The sequence below is a fragment of the Bacillus sp. JJ1533 genome (assembly GCF_036965045.1).
Classification (GTDB): domain Bacteria; phylum Bacillota; class Bacilli; order Bacillales; family Bacillaceae_L; genus Ferdinandcohnia.
Genome location: NZ_JBALOV010000036.1, coordinates 24427 through 44410 on the forward strand (window position 1 = coordinate 24427; position 19984 = coordinate 44410).

General features: G+C 37.6%; 26 protein-coding genes and 1 pseudogene. 11 read left to right on the forward strand and 16 right to left on the reverse strand.

All coding sequences use genetic code 11. The features are described 5' to 3' along the window. Both V7138_RS19540 and V7138_RS19545 read right to left on the reverse strand, forming a co-directional pair. Positions 1 to 330 (reverse strand): hypothetical protein, encoded by a 330-nt coding sequence (locus V7138_RS19540; protein WP_335400670.1) that lies wholly within the window; start codon positions 328 to 330, stop codon positions 1 to 3. Between the two features lie 131 nt (positions 331 to 461). Continuing rightward, complete coding sequence (locus V7138_RS19545; protein ID WP_335400672.1) at positions 462 to 974, reverse strand: YbaK/EbsC family protein; 513 nt, start codon at positions 972 to 974, stop codon at positions 462 to 464. A gap of 279 nt (positions 975 to 1253) precedes the next feature. Here V7138_RS19545 and V7138_RS19550 point away from each other — a divergent pair, with 279 nt between their 5' ends. Next, positions 1254 to 2258, forward strand: coding sequence for a GGDEF domain-containing protein (locus tag V7138_RS19550; RefSeq protein WP_335400674.1), 1005 nt, complete (start codon positions 1254 to 1256; stop codon positions 2256 to 2258). Here the strand turns inward: V7138_RS19550 and V7138_RS19555 are convergent. From V7138_RS19555 to V7138_RS19570, 4 genes are all read right to left on the reverse strand, one after another. Next, on the reverse strand, positions 2191 to 3090 hold the full coding sequence (locus V7138_RS19555; RefSeq protein ID WP_335400677.1) for an EAL domain-containing protein: 900 nt from the start codon (positions 3088 to 3090) through the stop codon (positions 2191 to 2193). The genes V7138_RS19550 and V7138_RS19555 overlap by 68 nt on opposite strands. A gap of 132 nt (positions 3091 to 3222) precedes the next feature. Further along, positions 3223 to 3930, reverse strand: coding sequence for a YwmB family TATA-box binding protein (locus V7138_RS19560; protein ID WP_335400679.1), 708 nt, complete (start codon positions 3928 to 3930; stop codon positions 3223 to 3225). A gap of 93 nt (positions 3931 to 4023) precedes the next feature. Next, positions 4024 to 4905, reverse strand: coding sequence for an ABC transporter permease (locus V7138_RS19565; protein WP_335400681.1), 882 nt, complete (start codon positions 4903 to 4905; stop codon positions 4024 to 4026). Continuing rightward, positions 4902 to 5849 carry an ABC transporter permease subunit gene (locus tag V7138_RS19570; RefSeq protein WP_335400683.1) on the reverse strand — a complete coding sequence of 316 codons (948 nt, stop codon included), beginning with the start codon at positions 5847 to 5849 and terminating at the stop codon, positions 4902 to 4904. The genes V7138_RS19565 and V7138_RS19570 overlap by 4 nt, the downstream gene beginning before the upstream one ends. Positions 5850 to 6022: 173 nt before the next feature. Between V7138_RS19570 and V7138_RS19575 the strand changes: the two genes are divergently transcribed. The 5 genes and pseudogenes from V7138_RS19575 (at position 6023) to V7138_RS19595 (ending at position 7884) form a co-directional block, all read left to right on the forward strand. After that, entirely contained in the window at positions 6023 to 6418 is a 396-nt protein-coding gene (locus V7138_RS19575) for a cytosolic protein (protein ID WP_335400685.1), read from the forward strand. A 102-nt stretch (positions 6419 to 6520) separates the two neighbouring features. Next, positions 6521 to 7174 carry a hypothetical protein gene (locus tag V7138_RS19580; RefSeq protein WP_335400687.1) on the forward strand — a complete coding sequence of 218 codons (654 nt, stop codon included), beginning with the start codon at positions 6521 to 6523 and terminating at the stop codon, positions 7172 to 7174. Between the two features lie 47 nt (positions 7175 to 7221). Further along, positions 7222 to 7350: pseudogene (locus V7138_RS19585) on the forward strand (L,D-transpeptidase); the annotation flags it as partial. Between the two features lie 65 nt (positions 7351 to 7415). Beyond that, positions 7416 to 7643, forward strand: coding sequence for a hypothetical protein (locus V7138_RS19590; protein WP_335400689.1), 228 nt, complete (start codon positions 7416 to 7418; stop codon positions 7641 to 7643). Beyond that, positions 7633 to 7884 carry a LexA family protein gene (locus V7138_RS19595; protein ID WP_335400691.1) on the forward strand — a complete coding sequence of 84 codons (252 nt, stop codon included), beginning with the start codon at positions 7633 to 7635 and terminating at the stop codon, positions 7882 to 7884. The genes V7138_RS19590 and V7138_RS19595 overlap by 11 nt, the downstream gene beginning before the upstream one ends. A gap of 22 nt (positions 7885 to 7906) precedes the next feature. On the opposite strand, the gene V7138_RS19600 is transcribed toward V7138_RS19595, so the two are convergent. From V7138_RS19600 to V7138_RS19610, 3 genes are all read right to left on the reverse strand, one after another. Beyond that, positions 7907 to 8266 carry a YkvA family protein gene (locus V7138_RS19600; RefSeq protein WP_438824384.1) on the reverse strand — a complete coding sequence of 120 codons (360 nt, stop codon included), beginning with the start codon at positions 8264 to 8266 and terminating at the stop codon, positions 7907 to 7909. 148 nt (positions 8267 to 8414) lie between these two features. Continuing rightward, complete coding sequence (gene pepF, locus V7138_RS19605; RefSeq protein WP_335400694.1) at positions 8415 to 10205, reverse strand: oligoendopeptidase F; 1791 nt, start codon at positions 10203 to 10205, stop codon at positions 8415 to 8417. Between the two features lie 146 nt (positions 10206 to 10351). After that, the gene (locus V7138_RS19610; protein ID WP_335400695.1) at positions 10352 to 11131 is read right to left on the reverse strand and encodes a Cof-type HAD-IIB family hydrolase; all 780 of its coding nucleotides are present in this window, start codon (positions 11129 to 11131) and stop codon (positions 10352 to 10354) included. A gap of 175 nt (positions 11132 to 11306) precedes the next feature. On the opposite strand from V7138_RS19610, the gene V7138_RS19615 reads away from it, so the two are divergent. The 3 genes from V7138_RS19615 to V7138_RS19625 all read left to right on the forward strand — a co-directional run bounded on the left by V7138_RS19615 (position 11307) and on the right by V7138_RS19625 (position 14279). Continuing rightward, positions 11307 to 12482, forward strand: coding sequence for an SLC45 family MFS transporter (locus tag V7138_RS19615; RefSeq protein ID WP_335400696.1), 1176 nt, complete (start codon positions 11307 to 11309; stop codon positions 12480 to 12482). Between the two features lie 158 nt (positions 12483 to 12640). Continuing rightward, positions 12641 to 13060 carry a MarR family winged helix-turn-helix transcriptional regulator gene (locus V7138_RS19620; RefSeq protein WP_335400858.1) on the forward strand — a complete coding sequence of 140 codons (420 nt, stop codon included), beginning with the start codon at positions 12641 to 12643 and terminating at the stop codon, positions 13058 to 13060. Positions 13061 to 13073: 13 nt separating this feature from the next. After that, the gene (locus tag V7138_RS19625; RefSeq protein WP_335400698.1) at positions 13074 to 14279 is read left to right on the forward strand and encodes an MFS transporter; all 1206 of its coding nucleotides are present in this window, start codon (positions 13074 to 13076) and stop codon (positions 14277 to 14279) included. A gap of 39 nt (positions 14280 to 14318) precedes the next feature. Here V7138_RS19625 and V7138_RS19630 read toward each other — a convergent pair whose 3' ends face one another. Genes V7138_RS19630 through V7138_RS19640 form a run of 3 tightly spaced genes read right to left on the reverse strand, consistent with a single transcriptional unit; the run spans position 14319 to position 16775 of the window. Further along, the gene (locus tag V7138_RS19630; protein WP_335400700.1) at positions 14319 to 14972 is read right to left on the reverse strand and encodes a TetR/AcrR family transcriptional regulator; all 654 of its coding nucleotides are present in this window, start codon (positions 14970 to 14972) and stop codon (positions 14319 to 14321) included. A 19-nt stretch (positions 14973 to 14991) separates the two neighbouring features. Beyond that, positions 14992 to 16053, reverse strand: a complete 1062-nt coding sequence (locus V7138_RS19635; protein WP_335400702.1) for an ABC transporter permease — start codon at positions 16051 to 16053, stop codon at positions 14992 to 14994. Beyond that, positions 16050 to 16775 (reverse strand): ABC transporter ATP-binding protein, encoded by a 726-nt coding sequence (locus V7138_RS19640; protein WP_335400704.1) that lies wholly within the window; start codon positions 16773 to 16775, stop codon positions 16050 to 16052. The genes V7138_RS19635 and V7138_RS19640 overlap by 4 nt, the downstream gene beginning before the upstream one ends. A 203-nt stretch (positions 16776 to 16978) precedes the next feature. Here V7138_RS19640 and V7138_RS19645 point away from each other — a divergent pair, with 203 nt between their 5' ends. Next, complete coding sequence (locus V7138_RS19645; RefSeq protein ID WP_335400706.1) at positions 16979 to 17242, forward strand: phage holin family protein; 264 nt, start codon at positions 16979 to 16981, stop codon at positions 17240 to 17242. A 130-nt stretch (positions 17243 to 17372) separates the two neighbouring features. Here the strand turns inward: V7138_RS19645 and V7138_RS19650 are convergent, their stop codons facing one another. The 3 genes from V7138_RS19650 to V7138_RS19655 all read right to left on the reverse strand — a co-directional run bounded on the left by V7138_RS19650 (position 17373) and on the right by V7138_RS19655 (position 18742). Then, positions 17373 to 18089, reverse strand: coding sequence for a class I SAM-dependent methyltransferase (locus tag V7138_RS19650; protein WP_335400707.1), 717 nt, complete (start codon positions 18087 to 18089; stop codon positions 17373 to 17375). An 18-nt stretch (positions 18090 to 18107) separates the two neighbouring features. Next, entirely contained in the window at positions 18108 to 18413 is a 306-nt protein-coding gene (locus V7138_RS25325; protein ID WP_438824382.1) for a YppG family protein, read from the reverse strand. 68 nt (positions 18414 to 18481) lie between these two features. Continuing rightward, complete coding sequence (locus tag V7138_RS19655) at positions 18482 to 18742, reverse strand: hypothetical protein (RefSeq protein ID WP_335400709.1); 261 nt, start codon at positions 18740 to 18742, stop codon at positions 18482 to 18484. A gap of 102 nt (positions 18743 to 18844) precedes the next feature. On the opposite strand from V7138_RS19655, the gene V7138_RS19660 reads away from it, so the two are divergent. Beyond that, on the forward strand, positions 18845 to 19396 hold the full coding sequence (locus V7138_RS19660) for a GNAT family N-acetyltransferase (protein ID WP_335400711.1): 552 nt from the start codon (positions 18845 to 18847) through the stop codon (positions 19394 to 19396). Between the two features lie 143 nt (positions 19397 to 19539). Here V7138_RS19660 and V7138_RS19665 read toward each other — a convergent pair whose 3' ends face one another. Then, positions 19540 to 19953, reverse strand: a complete 414-nt coding sequence (locus tag V7138_RS19665) for a hypothetical protein (RefSeq protein WP_335400713.1) — start codon at positions 19951 to 19953, stop codon at positions 19540 to 19542. Positions 19954 to 19984 lie beyond the last annotated feature (31 nt).

A 19984-nucleotide genomic window follows, 5' to 3' on the forward strand; every position in this document is an offset into this window, starting at 1 on the left:
TCATTTAGTAATGGTATGCGACGAGAGGATTTCTCCATCATCAATCCCATCAAATATTTCAAAAAAACGATAAGTAGGCTTTTCATTTGTGTATTTCTGTAGCACCTCTTCTAATTTTGGAGAGATTACTTGATGGGCCGCCTCTGCATCTTGCTTCGTATCCCAGTAATTTACTACTCTATATTCACCAGTGGAATCATCAAAAAAATAGACATTCCCTCTAAATCCCATTAGACCTCTACTGACTTTATCAAATTCTTTTGTTAATTGCTCAGCGATTAACCTCTGGCCTGTGCCTAATGTATATTGAACCAACCTTGCATGAAACATCATAACCCTCCTGCCGCTCATTTTATTATGGATTTCTGGGCCATATAGCATACTATGTCAGGTCGGTTATTTTTGTTCCAAACAAACTTTGCGAGCAGCGAGGAACCCGTCCCTCCGTCCCACCTATTTCCTTATTTGTTATGTACCGCTTCTTTTTCTTCTGTTTCTTCGGTTTGCCAGCCTTTGCACACGTCAACCCATTCCTTCGCTTCGGAATATTGGAAAAGTTCATCACATGTCAATTCGATGGCAGAGTTGACGCTGCCACAAGCAGGGAATACCGTTGTAAAACGCTTTAACGATTCATCGACATATACGTCTAGATTGTTCGCAAGTCCAAAAGGGCATACGCCACCAATCACATGTCCGGTTTGCTCAACTACTTCTTCTCCAGATAGCATTCTTGCCTTAAACCCAAAGGTATGACGGAATTTTTTATTATCAATCTTCGCATCACCCGCTGTGACGACTAAAATGGCTGCATCTCCTTCTCCGCGAAAAGATAGCGTCTTCGCAATCCTTTCAGGCGCAACACCAATTGTTTCAGCTGCCTGATCCACGGTTGCACTCACAGTATCAAATTCCATAACATCCTGTTCACGATTCCATTTTTTAAAATGCTCTTTTACACTTTCAAGTGACATTATGTTCATCCTTTCTCAAAAGTTTTATTCTATTAATTTAACATAAAATTTCAAAAAATCATAAATATGCACTTATACATCCAATTGATAAGGTGACATCTCTTTACTTTCATTGTCAAAAAATAGAAAATTAATACTTAATTTACAAAATATTAACGTTGTTACATTAAATTATTAATAGGAGACTGATAGTCTATTTATAGGTACTTGGTATTATTTCTCTTTTCCTATTTAGGATTGCATCTAGAAAAAATAATAGTATAGGAGATGGACTGTTAAATGGACATTGTGATAGGAGAAATAGCGAAAGAGAGTTTCATTGTGTCTCCTTCAACAAAATGTGAGGAAGTCTATATGACCTTCGAAAAGGAGACTGCCATTGAAGGAATCGTTGTTTGCTCAGATCGACAACCGGTAGGTTTGGTAATGAAAACACACTTTTTTCAAAGGCTCTCCATCAAATATGGATTTGACCTTTTTATGAAACGAACGATTGATTTAGTCATGGACCAGGAAATTTTAATTGTGGATTATAGTTTATCTTTAACGGAAGTAAGTTCTCTTGCAATGAGCCGAAAATTAGAGCATTTATATGATGCCGTCATTGTAACAAAGGATAATACCTTCTTTGGAATCGTTAGCATTCGCGAACTGATTATGAAGCTTTCGGAGATACAGATAAGAAATGCACGCTACTCTAACCCTTTAACCGGACTACCGGGTAACAATGTAATAAAAGAGACATTGCAAGAAGTCCTTACATATAAACGATTTAGTGTCTTATATATCGATATTGATTCCTTTAAAGCCTTTAACGATACATACGGATTTTCAAAGGGAGACGAATTAATTAAAGAAACAGCCATGATTCTAACTGATTCTGTCATGGTCACTGAAAATGAGCCATCCTTCATTGGACATATTGGTGGAGATGATTTTATAGCAACTATTCCACATTATCACTATCAATCCATATGCGAAAACATTATCGCTGGGTTTACAGACTCGCTAAAGATTTTTTATTCACAGGAGGATCTTTTACAAGGGTATGTTACTGGAGTAAGTAGACAAGGTGTCTTCGAAAAATTACCTTTGGCAAGTATCTCAATTGCAGTCATTCACAATAGAAAAAGAGCCATTACATCGCTCGAACAATTAAGCTTGGAGTCAGCAAAAGTAAAAAGCTGCTGCAAAACAATAAAAAATAGCGTCTATCTTACATTAGACGATTTTGATGACCAAACAAAAGAGTTAACGCTAATTGGTCGTGAATATTTACCTTAGGCATACTTCCCTGCTGTAGCTTTTGACTTGGTCTGCCAAGTGCAAACCCCTGCCCCATGTGTACATCTATACTTTGTAAAAACTCCAGTTCGTCATCTGTTTCAATACCTTCAGCAATGATTTTCGTTCCCACCTGTGTCGCGTATTTTACCAAAAGCTTCACTAGGTGCTGGTTTTCTCGATGACAGTGAATGTTCCGTATAAGTGACTTATCAAGCTTAATAAATTCAGGCTTTAAGTATACTAGGGTCTGTAAGCTATTGTATCCGGTCCCCGCATCATCAACCGCGATTCGGAAGCCTTGTTGTCGATAATGCTCAATCAGTTCTTTAAATAGATTATAATTTTTAACAGATTGTTTTTCCGTTAATTCTAATACAATTTGGTTTGGGGATAGATTATATTTTTCAAGCAATTCCATCGTAATCCCACTACGCCAACAAGGGTCTGCCAATACCTGTGTTTGGATATTAAGAAACACAAGTGGATCCCTGCATTCATTTTGCTTATGTACCTGCTCTGCAAATCGTTCGATTGAAAGATTTCTCAAGAACTGTTCGACCATCACTACATAAGAGCTTTCCCCAACATAGTCATAAAAGGTTTCAGTTGTTGGAAAATGCACGGTGCTTTCAGGTCTGTTCAATATTTCAAAACCTTCTGTAGAGCCTTCCTTAAGGGAAAGTATAGGTTGAAACATAGTTTTTACTTTTGATTTATGCATGAGTAATTTAAGATCTTCATCCCGTTTGTATTCTTGGTATAATGTGGCCCTTTTCTTTTTTAAAAAAGCAAGAAAGTGTATTAAATTACGTAAATGATTTGTTTTCATGGGCTCCTACCTTTTGTACAAGATTAACGTGGTGTCTATTTCTATTATAAAGTGTGAACTTTCTTTGAAACGATAAGATTATGTTAATTTTTTGTAAAGAAAAAGGCGCGGAAAACCTCCAAGCCTTTTATGTTAATATTCCGTTGTAATAATCGGTGTTCCAATCGTTACATCGATTTCATTGCTCTCTAGGTTTGCTCTTAAACCAATCTGCAAGTTTATTTTTTCCTGCTCTGCTGTCATTAATTCCGATTCAAACGCCTTTGAGTAAGCTGAAATAGAAATAAATTTTTCTTCATGAAGCTGTTCCACCGCTTCCGCTTCTGCATCTTCAATAATCCCTGCCGCAACTTCACGTAACTTGTTAGAAGATAACATTACACCTGATAGTGAATAAAAGGTTTTGCTATCCTCGAAAGTTTCACTAACCCACTGAATCTGCTCTTTGGTTAGCTTTGAACCTTTCACTTCATTTGTAATTGCGATCTCGTACTCTCCACTTGATTTGTATGCTTTTAACTTAATGGACTCTGTGATTCCGTATTCATTCGTTTTGTTGCCTTGCCAAACATAATGGCTGTTTTCTTCCTCAAGAATCGTTTTCCAACTATATGAATCATGATTGCTCATGAATTGTTCAATCTGATTTTTCATATCATGTACATCATTTGCTTGTCCAACCTTACCTCGTGATAAAGCCATCCATGCTGTTACTTCAATATTATTTTTATCCGCAAGTATTTTTATCTCTTCTAGATCATTCCTTTGAGTGGCTTGATTATTCGAGAAAAAACCAGCTAATATCCCAAACGATAGGATTAATGCAATTGTCATCTTCATCCGTCCCTCACCTCTTTAACAAGGATAGCCAAGTTTTTTTGTATCTATACCTCAAAACTATCATTCTTGTAAAAATACGGATGCCTGCCCTTTTCATTTCTTATTTGTTTTCTTTACAAGCCCATTTCCAATTAAATAGAACGATAGGACAGTGATCGCAATTAAGAAAATGGCACTAAACGGAATTAATTTCACACCCCACATATCGTTTAAAATGGTGGAGAGTATAAGGGGCCAGGAATCAGAAGCATTCACTGTATAAATTGCACCGACTGCATCATTTTCGAAAGCCACACTGATAAAAATGCCTACAATCCCAAGCTGGGCAATGAGAAACAAGGTTCGCCCTAACTCATTTGCAATAAGGGTGATCAATTGTGTCTTCATGTTTGGGTAAAAATACCGTTGTGTTAAACGAAACGGCGAACCACCCGCAACAATACCAGCCTCATAATAAGGCTTCGTTGCAATCTCACTCACATATTTAAAAATGATATCTCCTACTCTACCAACCTCAATCAGTGCCAAAACTAGAATAAACCAAAATGGCCGGTTCGGTGAGTATAGAAAGAAAGGAATTCCTACAATCATAACAATAAGAAAAATAGAAGGAATATACGAAAATACCTGATGCCAAATCCGTAAAACCGCCTTTAGAATCCGAGAGTAAAAGGCCCCCATTCCCAAGAAAGCCCCAATCAAAAACCGGATGATCACCACACTAAAGATAATAAGAAGGGTTTCTCGAGTTCCAATGACAAGCCTACTTAACAAGTCAACACCCTTACGATCACTCCCCAATAGGAATTCGTTTGATGGCGAAAACGGCGGTGTGATCAATGTCCCATCTTCATTTTTTAAATATAAATGTTCTGTTAAATCCTCATCAATGTACGGAAGATAAGGGCCAAAAAGGGCCAAGAGTAAAATAAAACTTAAGATGAGTGTTCCAATTGTTAGGGATGGATTCTTCATGCTTCTTTTCCTTTCGGTGAAACCAATTGACTTAGTAATAGAAAAAACAGATTCGAAACCAGGATTATGAGCGTAAATACAACCACAAATCCCACCGCACTATTCGTGTTCATGTGAAAATTTGTACCTTCTGCAAATCTACTTGGCGATGCAATTGCTTTGTAAAAATAATAAGCAGCTCCACGATAGTTCGTTAGAAATTCCACTATAAATAAATTGGATAAAACATATAAAGTCATCGTATTGCTGTTGATGTTGATTTTCTGTAAGGCATTCTTCAACATATGAAAGGTAATTGTTTTATATCGCGAAATTCCTTTTGACTTCGCAGTTCTGATGTAATCCTTCGATTCTTCTTCAACAAGACTTGTATATGTAAGGTTGGCAATCAGAAATAAAGGATACATCGCCAAAAAGAGAATACATACGACAACATTTTCAAGCTTTTCATGCCCATATAAATCAATATGCGGGAATTGCCCAATCTCATATAAAAACATAAGTAGAAGCTGAATCCCAATCATAAAAAAGAGATCTGGAACGGATAATACAAACCAGGTCAGCCCACTCCCCACACCAGTTTTTTTATTTTTTATAAAATAATCAATAACCCCTTTCATGATTCCTAAAAAGAAACCGATCATAATTGCTGGGACAATCAACAAAAGACTTCTTCCTGAGGTACTTAACACATGGAGCTCAACTGTATTCCCATCAGAATAAAATCCCAATCCATTATTTTCTTGTAAAAAGGTAAAAAAGTCTTTTATGTTATTCACATGCTGTTCTACACTATAGTCATATACAATTTTTTGTATATCTCCATATTTACTAGTCTCATATATGACATCACGCGGAATAAATATCACAATTAGGAGCAGAGCTGTTGTAATGCACCACAATACCAATTGTTTACAGGCTACTTTTATAAATGAAGCTATCATTAGGTTCTCCGTTTCGTTTACAAAAATTAGAAATATACATAAAGTCTACTAAATTACGAATAGTTTAACAACTATACTGAAATAGTTTTTTGTTTACCGCCATTTATTTAACGTATTTGATTTTATTTCCTTTTTTCTGTACATTCTATTAAGGATACAAAGGAGGTGTAATGATGAAATCAATTACTGTTTCGTTTCATAAGGAAGATGCGGTTGAAGCAATGAAAGTCAATATTCTTGAAGAAGAGGATTTTAACCGAGTAACAGAAGGTGGTACGCGTCACCTATTTGAGCTCGATACAAATATCGGGTTTTTTGTCTTTTTCGATGGCGAAGATGCCGAGGGTAATTTACATTATCTTGCCCTACAATATGAAGAGGAAAGTGAAGACCCTACATACTGCTTCGAATTCGAGATTACGGATTTTTATGAATTTATGGCATTGTACCTCAATGACCTTGAGTTCTCAGAAGAGGAATCTGAGGGCGAAGAACAAGAGTATGGTCCAATCCATCATCTTGCCCACCTGCTATATCATATTGTTGAAGATGCAAAACAAGCAGTATAACAAGAAAGGCCACAACTTTGTGGTCTTTTTTCCTTTTCAAAAGGAATTTTGTATGAAAAAATAGAGGTAGAATACAATGGAAAAGCCGAGGTGGGTGATAACTTGTTTCTCAATATCCTTTTTACGATAATTTTTATACTGGGCGTGTATTATTTAATTCAATACAGAATTAGCATCAAAAAGGCTGTCGATCTTTCAAAAGAGGCGCTTTTCCCGCAAACGGAAGATGAATTTCATGGCATTTTTATTCCTACTGAATATAAGGAAATGGAACCACTCTCTAAATCAACGAAATCTTATAAATTTGTCAAATGGGGCACTGTTGTTGCCATTGCGTTCCTTATGGGGCTACTGTTGCTCATCCTAACAACTGATTTTCTAGGGTCTTCTTTCTTCTCGTTGGCGTATCTCTTTTTTGCTATTATCAGTGCTGTTCGCCACAGAGGAAATCTATTTATATTGCCAAAAGGGATCATCCTCCAAGGTAGATATTTTTCTTACAGCCGGGTCAAGGAATATAAGGTCGAACGAATTATACGTTGGCACGATTTATATGGTATCAATGACCGCATGAATTTCGGCTATAAACTAACGATTAAGGTAAAAGGAATTTTTCCATTTGTCAATTTCGTTGTTATCGAAAAAGAAGCCCACCTTGAAAGAATCTTGGAATTGCTGGAAACGCACGGTGTCCAAGGGGAAAAAATCGCGGACTCCACTCAGCAATCCACCCCAAACATTTCAACAAAATCGTAATGCACTAGGCTTTTAGCCTGGTGTTTTTTTATTTCTATTCGTTCGTATCTTCAATCGGTAAATCGATTTCGAAAGGCTGTATTCGAATGTATACCCGTGATGTGGAGGAGTTAGCCCGCTTAATTCCAATTGGTACCCCGTTTTCATCCATCCTTAATTTTGCAAAAAGAGAATAAACGTTCTATTTTTAGTTGATAATAGAATATATGTTCGTATATAATAAAAAAAAGGAGATGATTATATGCGCGGGATGTTACAGCGTGCCAGGCTTCAGCACACACCAATCGAAATCATCTATATGTCTCATAGTGGAATTCTTACACAACGGCAAATTCAGGTTTTAGATATCCAAGAAACTACAATCAAAGCCTATTGCCTGCTTCGTAATAAAAATCGAACCTTTAAAATAGATAGCATACTATCAGCAGCAGTACCGAGGAAAAAAGGAGTTGTTAAATTTGCAAATTAGAACATTACAAATGCGAATGGAGCATACCGAAAAAGAAATACTTGAGCAAATCGAAAAATACTTGAGGAAGCACCACGAAGCTCCGACAATGCGTGAGCTTTCAAGGCTTTGCACATCTGTGAACTCGACAAGTACAATCAAAGCATATCTTGATCGCCTTAGCGAAAAAGGCATTCTGCATTATGAGCCGAAAAAACCAAGGTCTATTACCTTAAAAAAAGAACTACCCCAAGCAAAATAAGGGTAGTTCTGGTTCTAATATTCTAAAGCTTTTCATCTACATCTGAGGTATCAACATCATCGCCAAACCAATCAACTAGCTTTGCCTTAGCCTTTGCTTTGACGTCTTCATCGATATGCATGGCGACTTGGAAAAGCGCAACACCTAAAGCACCAAGATCATCTGTAAACCCAATACCAACAGCGAGGTCTGGAATGAGGTCAACCGGAAAAATAAAGTATCCTAATGCAGCAAGAATCGTCACCCTTGCTTTAGCAGGGAGATTTGGCTTTTGTAGCACATAGTAAAGCAAAAGTGCCGTGTACACAACCGAATGACCTGCTCTTAGCGCAAACTTTTTTAGTTTTTCCCAAAATTTATCGTCCGAATAATGCTTTTCCATTTCATCCATGTGAATCCCCCATTTTTATAATCTAACTCTTTACTTCTATTGTACTACAGAGGTAAACAAATGAATCATTGAACAGGCTTTAAAATTTTTCACCTTTCCTTAGGTTATGCTGCGAATCTGTTTTTACACATACATGGTCTTAAAAACTCTTTTCAAGCTCATCTACCAATGAACCAACATAGGCAACTGCCTTTTTAATTGGCTCCGGTGTTGACATATCCACTCCAGCAAGTTTCATTAACTCAAGTGGTTTCATTGTCCCACCTGCTTTTAATGCAGATAGCCAACGTTCTACCGCAGGTTGACCTTCTTCTTGAATCATTTGGGAGGCTGCTGTTGAAGCAGTTAACCCAGCGGAATACGTATATGGATATAAGCCCATATAATAATGTGGCTGACGCATCCATGTTAGCGCAGCTAAATCATCCATTTCGACTTCCTCTCCCCAGAATGCGGAAAGTAACTCTGTTTTTTGGTCACATAAAATATTGGCTGTAATTGGGGTGCCGTTATGTGCTAACTCATAGATTCGTCGTTGCAATTCGCCTTCAAGAATATGTGTAACAAAATTATGGTAATAGGTGCCTAAGGATTGTAAAATGACCCAACGCTTCATTCGATTATCATTCGACTGGGACAACATATGTCTGCTTAGCAACATCTCATTCATCGTCGATGGCGCCTCGATAAAATATCGTGAAGGACGTGTGTTTGAGATTCGCTGATTGCGGCCAGCTAACACAAAGTGCCCAGCATGTCCTAATTCATGAGCGAGGGTAAATGTGTTTCGCATTGAATTATTCCAGGTCATTAATATGTACGGATGGGCGCCATAGGGGCTTGAACAAAATGCACCAGATCGCTTTCCGATATTATCGGCTAAGTCAACCCATCGGTTTTGAATCCCTTCTTCCATAATTTCAACATACTCCGGTCCCATCACCTGTAAGGCATCCAGCACTAACTTTGAGGCCTCTTCATATGTAACCTCAGGGTCGAAACCTGGATCAAGTGGTGCCTTTAAATCACTATAATACATTTTTTCAAGCCCTAAAACGCGTTGCTTTAGTTTTGCAAGACGTCGCATGTGTGGAGCTAATTCCGTTTGAATCGTATGTAACTGATTGTGGTACATTTCTTGAGTTACCTCTTGTTCTTCTAAGAGCATCTCTGTTACAGAATCATACCCGCGTAAGCGCGCTTCAATGACTTGCTTCTTAACTTCTGTTGCATAGGTGGCTGCATACGTGTTTTTATATTTAGCCAGTGTTTCAGCAAAAGCCGCAGATCCCTTACGTCGCCATTCTGTATTAGCGGAGTCCTCATATTTCGGGAAAGAGTTGAAGGTCAGCGGATGCTCAACCCCATCATCCGTCGTAAATGATGAAAACTGCATATCTGATGTCTTACTTCTTTGATAAATCATATACGGAGAATCCATAATCTCACCAAAAGCTGCTAATACTTCTTCAGCATCCGGGGAAAGTGTATGTTCCTTCGCTTCGAGTATATCTGTTAACGTTTTTTGGAATTCCTGTAAGCCAGGCTCCTCTTTTATATAGGCTTTGATTGTTTCAGCGTCTAGTGCAAGCAATTCTGATGTTATAAATGACAGACTTGCTTTCACATTTGAGATTAAGGATGCTGCTCTGGCTGAGTTTTCCTGATAAACAGAATTTGTCCCATCAACCGACATGTGTAAATCTGCATAGCTCACAACACGCATCACTCTTTCCTGCAAAGCATCCTTTGCCACTAAGCAGTCAAACAATGTTTTTGCCGTCGTACCAACAGATCCCTTGAATTGTGTAACAGTTTGAATGTCCGATTGTAAGGATTCAAGTTCCTTCTCCCATGCTTCGTCTGTTTCAAATAAATCGTGTAGGTTCCATGTTTGTTCAACAGGAACCTCTGAACGTAATAATGCCATTTGAATAATCCCCCTAAATGCTTCGTAAAGCGAAATAATAATTCTATTATAAAACAAACTAGCCTGGATTGACATTTAATATCCTAATTTTCTTAAAAGTTTGCATAAAAAAGAAGATCAAGAATCATCTTGACCTTCTCTCATCCTTATAACAACCCGACCATCTTTAGTCCGTTCAAAATTCCGTCTTCTTCAACCGATTTTGTCACATATTTGGCTACTTCTTTTACTTCGTCAAGTGCATTTCCCATGGCAACACTATTTTGAATCGTGGTCAGCATTTCGATGTCATTTAATCCGTCTCCAAAGGCATATACTCGTTCTTCCGGAATACCTAACTTCTCAACAAGCTTTTCAATCCCTTGTGCTTTTGACCCGCCACTTGGAAGGACGTCAACAGAGAGCGGATGCCAGCGAACAAAGTCAAAGTCCTTGAAGCCTTCTTCGTACTGGGCTTCTTCTCCTTCTTGGACAAATAAAAGTGATTGGAACAATTTACGTCCTTCATAATACTTTGGATCATAGGTTGGGAAGCTTTTGATTTTTAAGGTTGCTATGCTTTCTGTAATGAATTCATGTTCTGGAACATTTGCCTTCATGTCCTCATGGTCCATATAAACTACAGGGTGATTATTAGCAAGTGCTGTTTCTGTAAGCTGTAAAAGAGCTTCTTCATTTAATGGGTTAGTATATATTTCTTCACCGTTTAACACGACATATTGACCGTTATAGCTGACGTACGTTCCGATTCCGAGCTCCTCACGCAGGTCTTCGAACATAAATGGAGCTCGACCCGTAGCAATCGCAACTTCATGACCCCGTTCTTTAAGTTTAAAAATGGCTTCCTTTGCCGAGGATGGGAGTTTTTTATCATCGTTCAACAATGTTCCATCTATATCAAAAAAGATAAGGCTTTGCTCTTTCATATGATTCATCTTCTCACTTTCTAGATTGCTTTTATCTGAAATTCACATATTACCTACCATACATTATTTTCGCGCTTTAAACAAATAAAACAGTTTCGAAAGAATCAGATAAAACAGGCAAAAAGGACTATTCCCATGCATAAATTAGTACTACTGTTTTTTAAGGAGATCGGACATGAGAAAAACTTGGCTGTTAGGGTTTGGCTTTTTTAGCATTAGTCTTGGGTGGTCTTTATATAATGGATTTGTTCCTTTTTTTCTCGATAATTTCATTACAAGTACTGCGTTAATTGGATTTCTCATGACCATCGATAATTATATCGCTCTTTTTTTACAGCCATATATCGGTCATCTCAGTGACCGAACTCGGACGCGTTTCGGACGAAGGATGCCATATTTACTGATTGGTGTTCCGCTCGCGGCGCTATTTTATACACTGATTCCTCTCCACACAGGGTTAGTTTCCTTGCTCATTTTTATGCTGTGTATGAACTTATCGATGGCGGTTTTCCGTTCTCCAACCATTGCATTAATGCCTGATATCACGCCCGAACCTAAACGAACAAATGCAAATGGAATTATTAATTTTATGGGTGGCTGTGGAGCCATCTTAGCATTTAGTATCGGCTCGTACTTATTTAGCGTTGACGAGACCCTTCCATTTATTGCGGTTTCTATCGTCTTTTTAATCACTTTGTGGATCGTATTTAAAAATATCAAAGAGCACCGCGATGCCCTTTCATATACCGAAACAACCGTACCGAAAATTAACTATCGGGAAGAACTAAATTCTTCTACCCTCTATCTGTTAGCCGCCATCTTTTTTTGGTTCATTGCCATCCAGGGAATGGAAGCTTTGTTTACATTATATGGCGTGAACGAATTAGGCCTTTCTAAAAGCGCTTCTGCATTTTCATTAACCTTTTTTTCCTTAAGCTTTGTCATTTCTGCCATTCCAAGTGGCCTGCTTGGTGCAAAATTCGGTAAGAAAAATGTGATTTTGATCGGAGTTATCGGATTAATTGTTTCCTTTTTACTGTTAAATTGGGTAGTTTCAGTTGTTTACTTGAGACTTATCCTATTTTTAGGTGGCATTTTTTGGGCCCTTGTTAATATTAACGCATACCCATTTATTGTTTCGACTGGTAGTGAAAAAAGCTATGGCACAAGAACGGGACTCTATTATTTAGTTTCCTCACTGGCAGCCATTACATCACCACCAGTTATCGGTTATTTAATTGACCTCTTTGGGTTTAGTGTATTGTTTTTAGCTGCAGCAGGAAGCTTGATTGTGGCACTGATTTTTATCAGCAGAGTGAAGGAGCATGAAAATCATGTTCTTGGCTCTTAAATAAGCGACCTGATGAAAATAGCGTGTAGACTGGAAACAGTTTTATACGCTATTTGTATTTATGTAATGGTTTTACCCATAGACTATTAAGGTGATTTCTGTTACTATTATCAAATGGTTACCCTAGGTAACTATTTGATAATAAGGAGTGAACTCCAATCGAGACATTTCAATTATTTTTTCAGCAATTAACACAGGTGTACCGTCCTTTTGAAAGCAAGCTAAATGTGGAACTAAGTAAGCATCAACTTTATCGGGCACAGTGGTCAATTCTTTACTATATTGTCAATTTTGGTTCCCCAACACTCGTGGAAATTTCTACTTACCTTGGTGTCGAAAAACCTACGGTCACAAGAACCATTAATCGTCTAGAAGAACTTGGATATGTGGAACATGTTCCTGGGAAAGACAAGCGAGAAAAAAGAATGCAGCTTACCACTCTCGGTAAAAACGTTTATCGAGAAGTTCGAAAGACGGTCGATGAATTTGAACAGGAAATCATCAAAGGAGTTTCTGAGAAAGAATTGCTTGAAGCTATACATGTTATGAAAGCAATTCGCAGCAATCTATTAAAGTAAGGAGAGTTTCAACTTGGATAATCAAAAACTGTGGACGAAGGATTTTATCATCGTTTCCTCCATCAACTTTTTCTTAACTTTTATTTTTTATCTATTAGTTGTCATTATTGCGGTGTATGCCGTTGATGAATATCATGCCTCTACCAGCCAGGCCGGGCTCGTTACTGGAATCTTTATCGTAGGAACATTAATTGGCCGCCTTTTTATCGGCCGTTATATTGATCTGATTGGTCGTAAAAACACATTGTTTATCGGGTTAGTTTTATTTACCATTACCACCTTTCTATACTTCGTACATGCCGGAATCACTTTTCTTCTAATTAATCGTTTCATTCACGGAATCACTCTCGGTATCGCCAGTACAGCAACGGGTACAATCGTAGCACAAATCATACCACCTAAACGCAGGGGAGAAGGAATTGGTTACTTTAGTATGAGCGCGACATTAGCAACCGCCATCGGACCTTTTATTGGTCTATATATGTCCCAGCATACGAGTTACCAAGTTATCTTCGGACTTTGTCTTGTGATTGGCATCATTGGCCTGCTTACTTCATTCGCCTTGTATGTACCACCAATCGAAACACAGACCCATCAAAATCAAGAGAAAAAGCGCTTTTCCATTGCTAATTTTGTGGAACCGCGGGCACTGCCAATCGCAATTGTTACATTTGCGATATCACTTTGTTATGCAGGTGTTCTGTCATTTATCAATTTTTACGCAATTGAAATTGATTTAGTAACGTCCGCAAGTTTTTTCTTCCTTGTTTATTCAATTGCGATTCTAATTTCACGTCCCTTCACTGGACGCTTAATGGATATAAAAGGTGCCAACTATGTCATGTATCCCGCCTTTTTTATCCTAGCGATTGGGATGTTTCTTTTAAGTATGGCACATAACAGCATGACCCTTCTTCTATCTGGTGCACTTATCGGACTTGGATTTGGGAATATGCAGTCATGTACTCAGGCCGTGGCAATCAAGTTAACACCAACACATCGCATGGGACTTGCGACTTCAACCTTCTACATCTTTTTAGACGCAGGTTTAGGTTTTGGTCCTTATCTATTAGGTTTTCTTGTTCCGATAACTGGGTACAGCAAGCTTTATTCGATATTAGGAATTGTTGCTTTATCAACGATCATTCTTTACTTCCTCTTGCATGGGAAGAAAGAGTCTATCCAACGAAAAAATCAATCCGTAACAGTGTCGTTGTAAAAACTAGCCTTGCCCATTTAATTGTGGGGCAAGGCTGATTTAGTTTCGGATTCCGTCCATGACAAAACGGACGAGATTGTCTGCTTCTTTGTCGGTATCCATTGTATCTTGGGATGGTAAAAGAACAAAATTAGTAACAAGGAATCCACCGAATGTAGTCATTAGCATTTTTACAATCAAATCTGTAGGAAGATCCTTTATTTCTCCACGGCTTTTGAATAGTTCAATTACATGTGTAATGCGGTTTATTACATTGGCAGTGAAATACGGAAGAAATTCCTTTCTTAATGTTTCACTATAGACTAATTCCTTCACGATAATTTGAAAGACTTCTTGATTTTCGCTGATGAATTCCATCCTGTTTTTGATTATCCTTCTTAAAAAATCTTCAAAGTATATTGTGTCCTCCGTTAGTACCTCTTTAAATACTTTTTCGGCCATCCCCGGTAAAGCTTCTTTTAGAAATGGAATGATAACTGAAAGCAATAAATTGTCTTTTGTACCGTAATGACGAAAAATGGTTCCTTCTGCAACTCCGGCTGCTTTTGCAATTTCACTTGTAGATGTGTTTGAGTAGCCTTTTTCAGCAAACATTTTGATTGCAGTTTCAGCGATTTTTTGTTGTTTTTCAGTTGGTTTCTTCGATAATCTTGTTTGTTCAATAATGGCATCCAATAGATTTTCTTTAGACAAATTCTTTCACGTCCTTATGTTACAATGCACGGTATTTTTTTAACGCAAAAACGTTTAATATGATAAAAACTGTAGCAAATATGACTAATGCTAAAAGGTCAAAACCGATATCAGTGAATCCTAAGCCTTGATACATGACACCCTTTAATGCATCAGCTGCGTAATAGATCGGCATAACTTTTGCAATCATCTGAAGCCAATCAGCCATTCCCTCAAGAGGAAAAATGCCAGAGAAGAATATTTGTGGGATGATGACAATTGGTATAAATTGAATCATTTGAAATTCTGATGCAGCAAATGCCGACAATAAAATGCCTAACGATAAAGCAACTAATGCAAGCAATAAATTAATGAGAATCACGTTCCAAATTGATCCTACTAGCACGATATCTAACACAGAAATTGCAAAGAATACGACAATAACTGTTTGAATGATAGCAAATATTCCAAAGCCAACCAAATAGGCAGTCACTATTTCTCCCCTACGGATAGGCGTTGCCATCATTCTCTCTAAGGTACCTGTTGTTCTCTCCTTTAACAATCCAATACCTGATATTAGAAAGACAAAAAAGAATACAAAGTAGCCAATCAATATTGGAGAGAGTACATCAAAAAATACCGTATCACTATCCCCGTAAACATAGTTTATTTCTAAATCGACTTTAGGTAAGTTCCCCATTGCAGGTATCTGTTTCACCAGTTTTTCCTGTGCCTGGGCAGCAAACACTTGACTCACCTTCATTTGCAAGGTTTTTGCGGTTGTGGGGTCACTGTTTGTTAATGTTAGAATTACTTTGTTATTTTCCATTGCTAGTAACCCATCAAGCTTGTGATCTAGTATTGTTTGTTTAGGATTCGGTGCTTGGTCAATCTGCTCAATTTTTATATCCGACTGTTGTAAGGAGTCTGCTAGTTGCTGATCAATGTCTACAATACCCAATGTTGGTTCTGCGGTATCACCGTTAAACATAACATACATAAGTGATAAGACTAAAAGCGGCGCTACAAATAACAAGGCTAATGTTCGCTTATCGCGAAGCAGCTGTTGAAAGATTCTTTTTATGAGTGCAATGGTTCTCATTGTCTCACCCTCCCCGCATGTAAAAATACCTCATCAAAATTACTTGCTTGGTATGTTTCTTTTAATTCAGTTGGCGTACCTCTTGCTAAAATTTGTCCATCCCGGACCATCGCAATATAATCGCATCGCTCTGCCTCTTCCATGACATGGGTTGTGACAATAATCGTTTTTCCTTCTTCCTTTTTTAAGCGGATTAGTTCACTCCAAATTGTAAGCCTTAGCTCCGGATCTATTCCGACAGTCGGTTCATCTAAAATAAGCATTTTCGGGTTTTGAATTAAGGCGATGGCCAGTGACAAACGGCGTTTCATCCCACCGGAATAAGTAGATACCTTTTTATTTAAATCATCGGTAAGGTTTACGAGCTTTGAAGTATAGGCAATTCTTTCTTTTGTCTGGGCACGATTTAGCTTATAAAGTGAAGCAAAAAATGCGAGATTTTCCTTCCCTGTTAGCTCTGTGTAAAGGGCATCAGATTGGGCCATATAACCGATATCCTGCAACAACTCCAAATTTGGCATTTTCCTCCCTAAAACATGAATCGATCCATCGTCAGGTGAGTCCATCCCTACAATCATCTTGACCAATGTTGTTTTACCCGCTCCTGAAGGCCCTATAAAGCCATAAATAGTTCCTTCCTCGATTGCAAGGTCAATTTCATTCAACACGTTCTTTTTCCCATAGCTTTTACTAACTTTTTCGATTTGTACCGTTACATTCATTAAAAATGCCCCCTTTTAACAAACATCTCACATAGGAAAATTTATTAAATAAAAAGTGAGTGCTTACTCACATTATGCTCTTGTATTATATTCCAGTCAATATAAAAATGAGTATTCACTCACTAATTTTTTTTCAAGTTAGTACATTCATACAAGCACATTGTCCTCCCCGTTCATACGATACACTGAAGGAGGTGACAACAATGGACTTGCTACAATTTCTAAATGAAAATTATTATATGTTAGTACCTGTTCTTTGGGTAATTGGTTATTTCCTTAAGGCAACGCCTTCAATTCCAAACTGGTCTATTACTTGGATCTTGTTAGGAGTTTCTTTAGTAGGAGGTGCATTTTTCTTTGGGTTAACAGCGGAGGCCGTTTATAACGGAGTAATTGCAGCTGGAGTAGCAGTATTTGGGCATCAATTGATTAAGCAGACCGCTGAAGCAAGGGCAGGAAAAAAATAGCAAAATTTCATGCATTTATACAATTAATAAACGAAGACATACCCTCCCTTTTCAGATTTATCATACAGTAAAAATAAATTACCTCACACAAATAACGCTTGGTTTTCCAAGCGTTTTCTAGTGAGGGTAATTAGGCGATACACCTAAATACTCTAAAGTTTAATTTATCTTTGTATTTGCTTACGATTTGTTGATGCTGTTCAAGAATCTCATGATGTTCATCATTTATTTGATTTGAAAGCATAAAGTCATTTGCATACATAACATCCTGCGGAACAAAATGATGCATGTGTTTTTCAACTGTTACGTGGCGAAACCCTGATTTTCCGAAATAATTACGCCAGTCTGTTTCAGTTAATAAATCAGAGACACCGTAAAAATCACAAATAAACTGCTTTTCCTTTTTTGTAAAAGGAAGTGGTTCAGCTGTCATCTCAATCGCCAACAGTACACCATTTGGCTTTAGTACCCTTTTATATTCTGAAAGGCTTACAGGAATATTTGTAAATGCTGTTACTGACTCTGAGAGAATAAAATCAAATACCTCATTTTTAAAAGGCAGATTTTCAGTACGCCCATGAACAATATTAATTGGTATGTGCAAAGAACGAAATCTTTGTTTGGCCTTATTCACCATTATTTTATTGCCATCCAATGCTGCAACACGACACTTATATTGCATGAAAATGTATGCTGATGTTTGTCCGGTTCCACAGCCGACATCAAGTATTGTTGATTTACGATTTATTTTTTCCCTTGCTAATAGTTGCTTGGTAAGTTGTAATCCTCCAGGGTGAGCACCCCCAACTCCATAAGTGGCTAAACTATCAAGGTATGTGTAGTTCATCTATACTCCACCTATTCTTTATTTTTTCAAAAACATGGATAGTAAGGGGCTCACTTGGCTATATACTTTTCTCATTTGTCCCGCTGTGGACGTGATCTTATTAAAATCAAGCTTACCATCCTGTGTTTGAAAATGTGACAAAAGACTTGGAGTATTTGATGGCCGAGACTGAGTGAATGCCCTGCGTGGTCTACCAGGATGGTTAGATCTGAAAGGAAAAGGCTGTCTTGGTCTTCCATAAAACATTTTTTCATCTCTCCCATTTTTTAAGTTATTTTCATTTTTATGAAAGTTGTAATGAAAAAGTTTATCATTGAAGGACATTTCAGTCTTATTATGAAACTTGAAATGTCCTTCAACGTAAATATTTTCTAAATATTAATCTTATTAACCTACCACCAGAACGCCCCTGCTAGGGCAATGCCTGCAATAGCACCTATTGCAAGACCAGCTCCAAAGCCACCGAAACCATAACCATAATAACCATACCCATATCCACCAAAACTTCTTCTTGCCCCTAAAGGACGAAGGAATACACGATCTCGTGTTACACGATGAATGATCCCTCTATGAATTCTTCCATCTCGCATTCTAATAATAACAGCTCTACCCCTGTATTTATGACACAAAGAATGAATATGTCCAACAGACATCCAAATCACCCCCAAACCCGTTAGATAGTTACCATCATATGTAAGAAATTGAGTTTCGCAGAGGTCAGATGTCCTAAGACAAGCGCGGAAATTTGTAGAACGGTGAAAGTAAGCAAATTAACTATTTTGGTTATAGGTTTATTAGTACAGGTATACTTTGCATATTCTAGGAATACAAACATAAATAATTTGATTTATAATAAGGGAGGGGCAACAGTGCAGATTCGGAAAGCAACTTATGAAGAAACACAGAGAATACTCAATCATTCTTTGGAAGTCTTAAAAGAAGCAACTATGGGGCATGTTAAACCGAGTAAGAAGAAAGCATTCGATTTGATTTCACCATTTTTATCCAACGGTGGATATTATCTGATTTGTCTTGAAAAAAATAGAATCTTAGGCTGGATCGGAGTAGGCAGTTCAGTTGATAATTATACGGATGAAATGATTGGAGTTATACTTGAAATATACGTCCTACCCCATTATCGAAATAAAGGGATAGCTAAAAAACTATGTTATGAAGCCTTTAAATATTTGAATCGCGAAGGATTGAACAGGGTTCAGCTTAATGTATTTTCAGGTAACCGTGCAAAAAAGCTATATGAAGAAATTGGTTTTAAAGAAGTTTCTTCTGTGATGGAAAGAAAAATTTAGTAGGCGTTTGATTAAAAGTCAGAGGGGCATTTCTAGAAAGAAACAGTTTCTTTCTCTATAAATTAATAAATGAGGGGCATGCCTCAAAGTTCAACTTTCGTTGTCCTTTTAGTCAGCCCCTACTTTTTTGTTCACCTTGTTCATTAATTTCTGTACCAGACAAACCAACCTTTATCTTTGCTTTTGGATACAAAGATTTGACCATCTGATGCAATATCACTTTTTCCTTCCCATCTAGGAAAATGCAATGATACTAACCAGGACTTATCCGCGACTTCTTGTCCACAATAATTGGTAGACATCTGATATTCCTTGGCCACCTTTTCATCTAATGGCTGTGCTGTAACGACTTCCCAGTCAGCATAGTGATTTAAGTAATCACTATCCCCAAACGTACGGGGGATAATGGTTTCTAATGCCTTTAAGAGCTCATCTTTATAGATGATTGTTGTGTTCTCTAATTGGCTCACATTTGGACATTCAACCTTTGCTTGTGCACCGACATGGAATGGGAAGAAGATGACAAAAGCAAGCAGGGATATAACTACTTTTTTCATATTATTCACCTCAAGTAGTAATATCCCAATT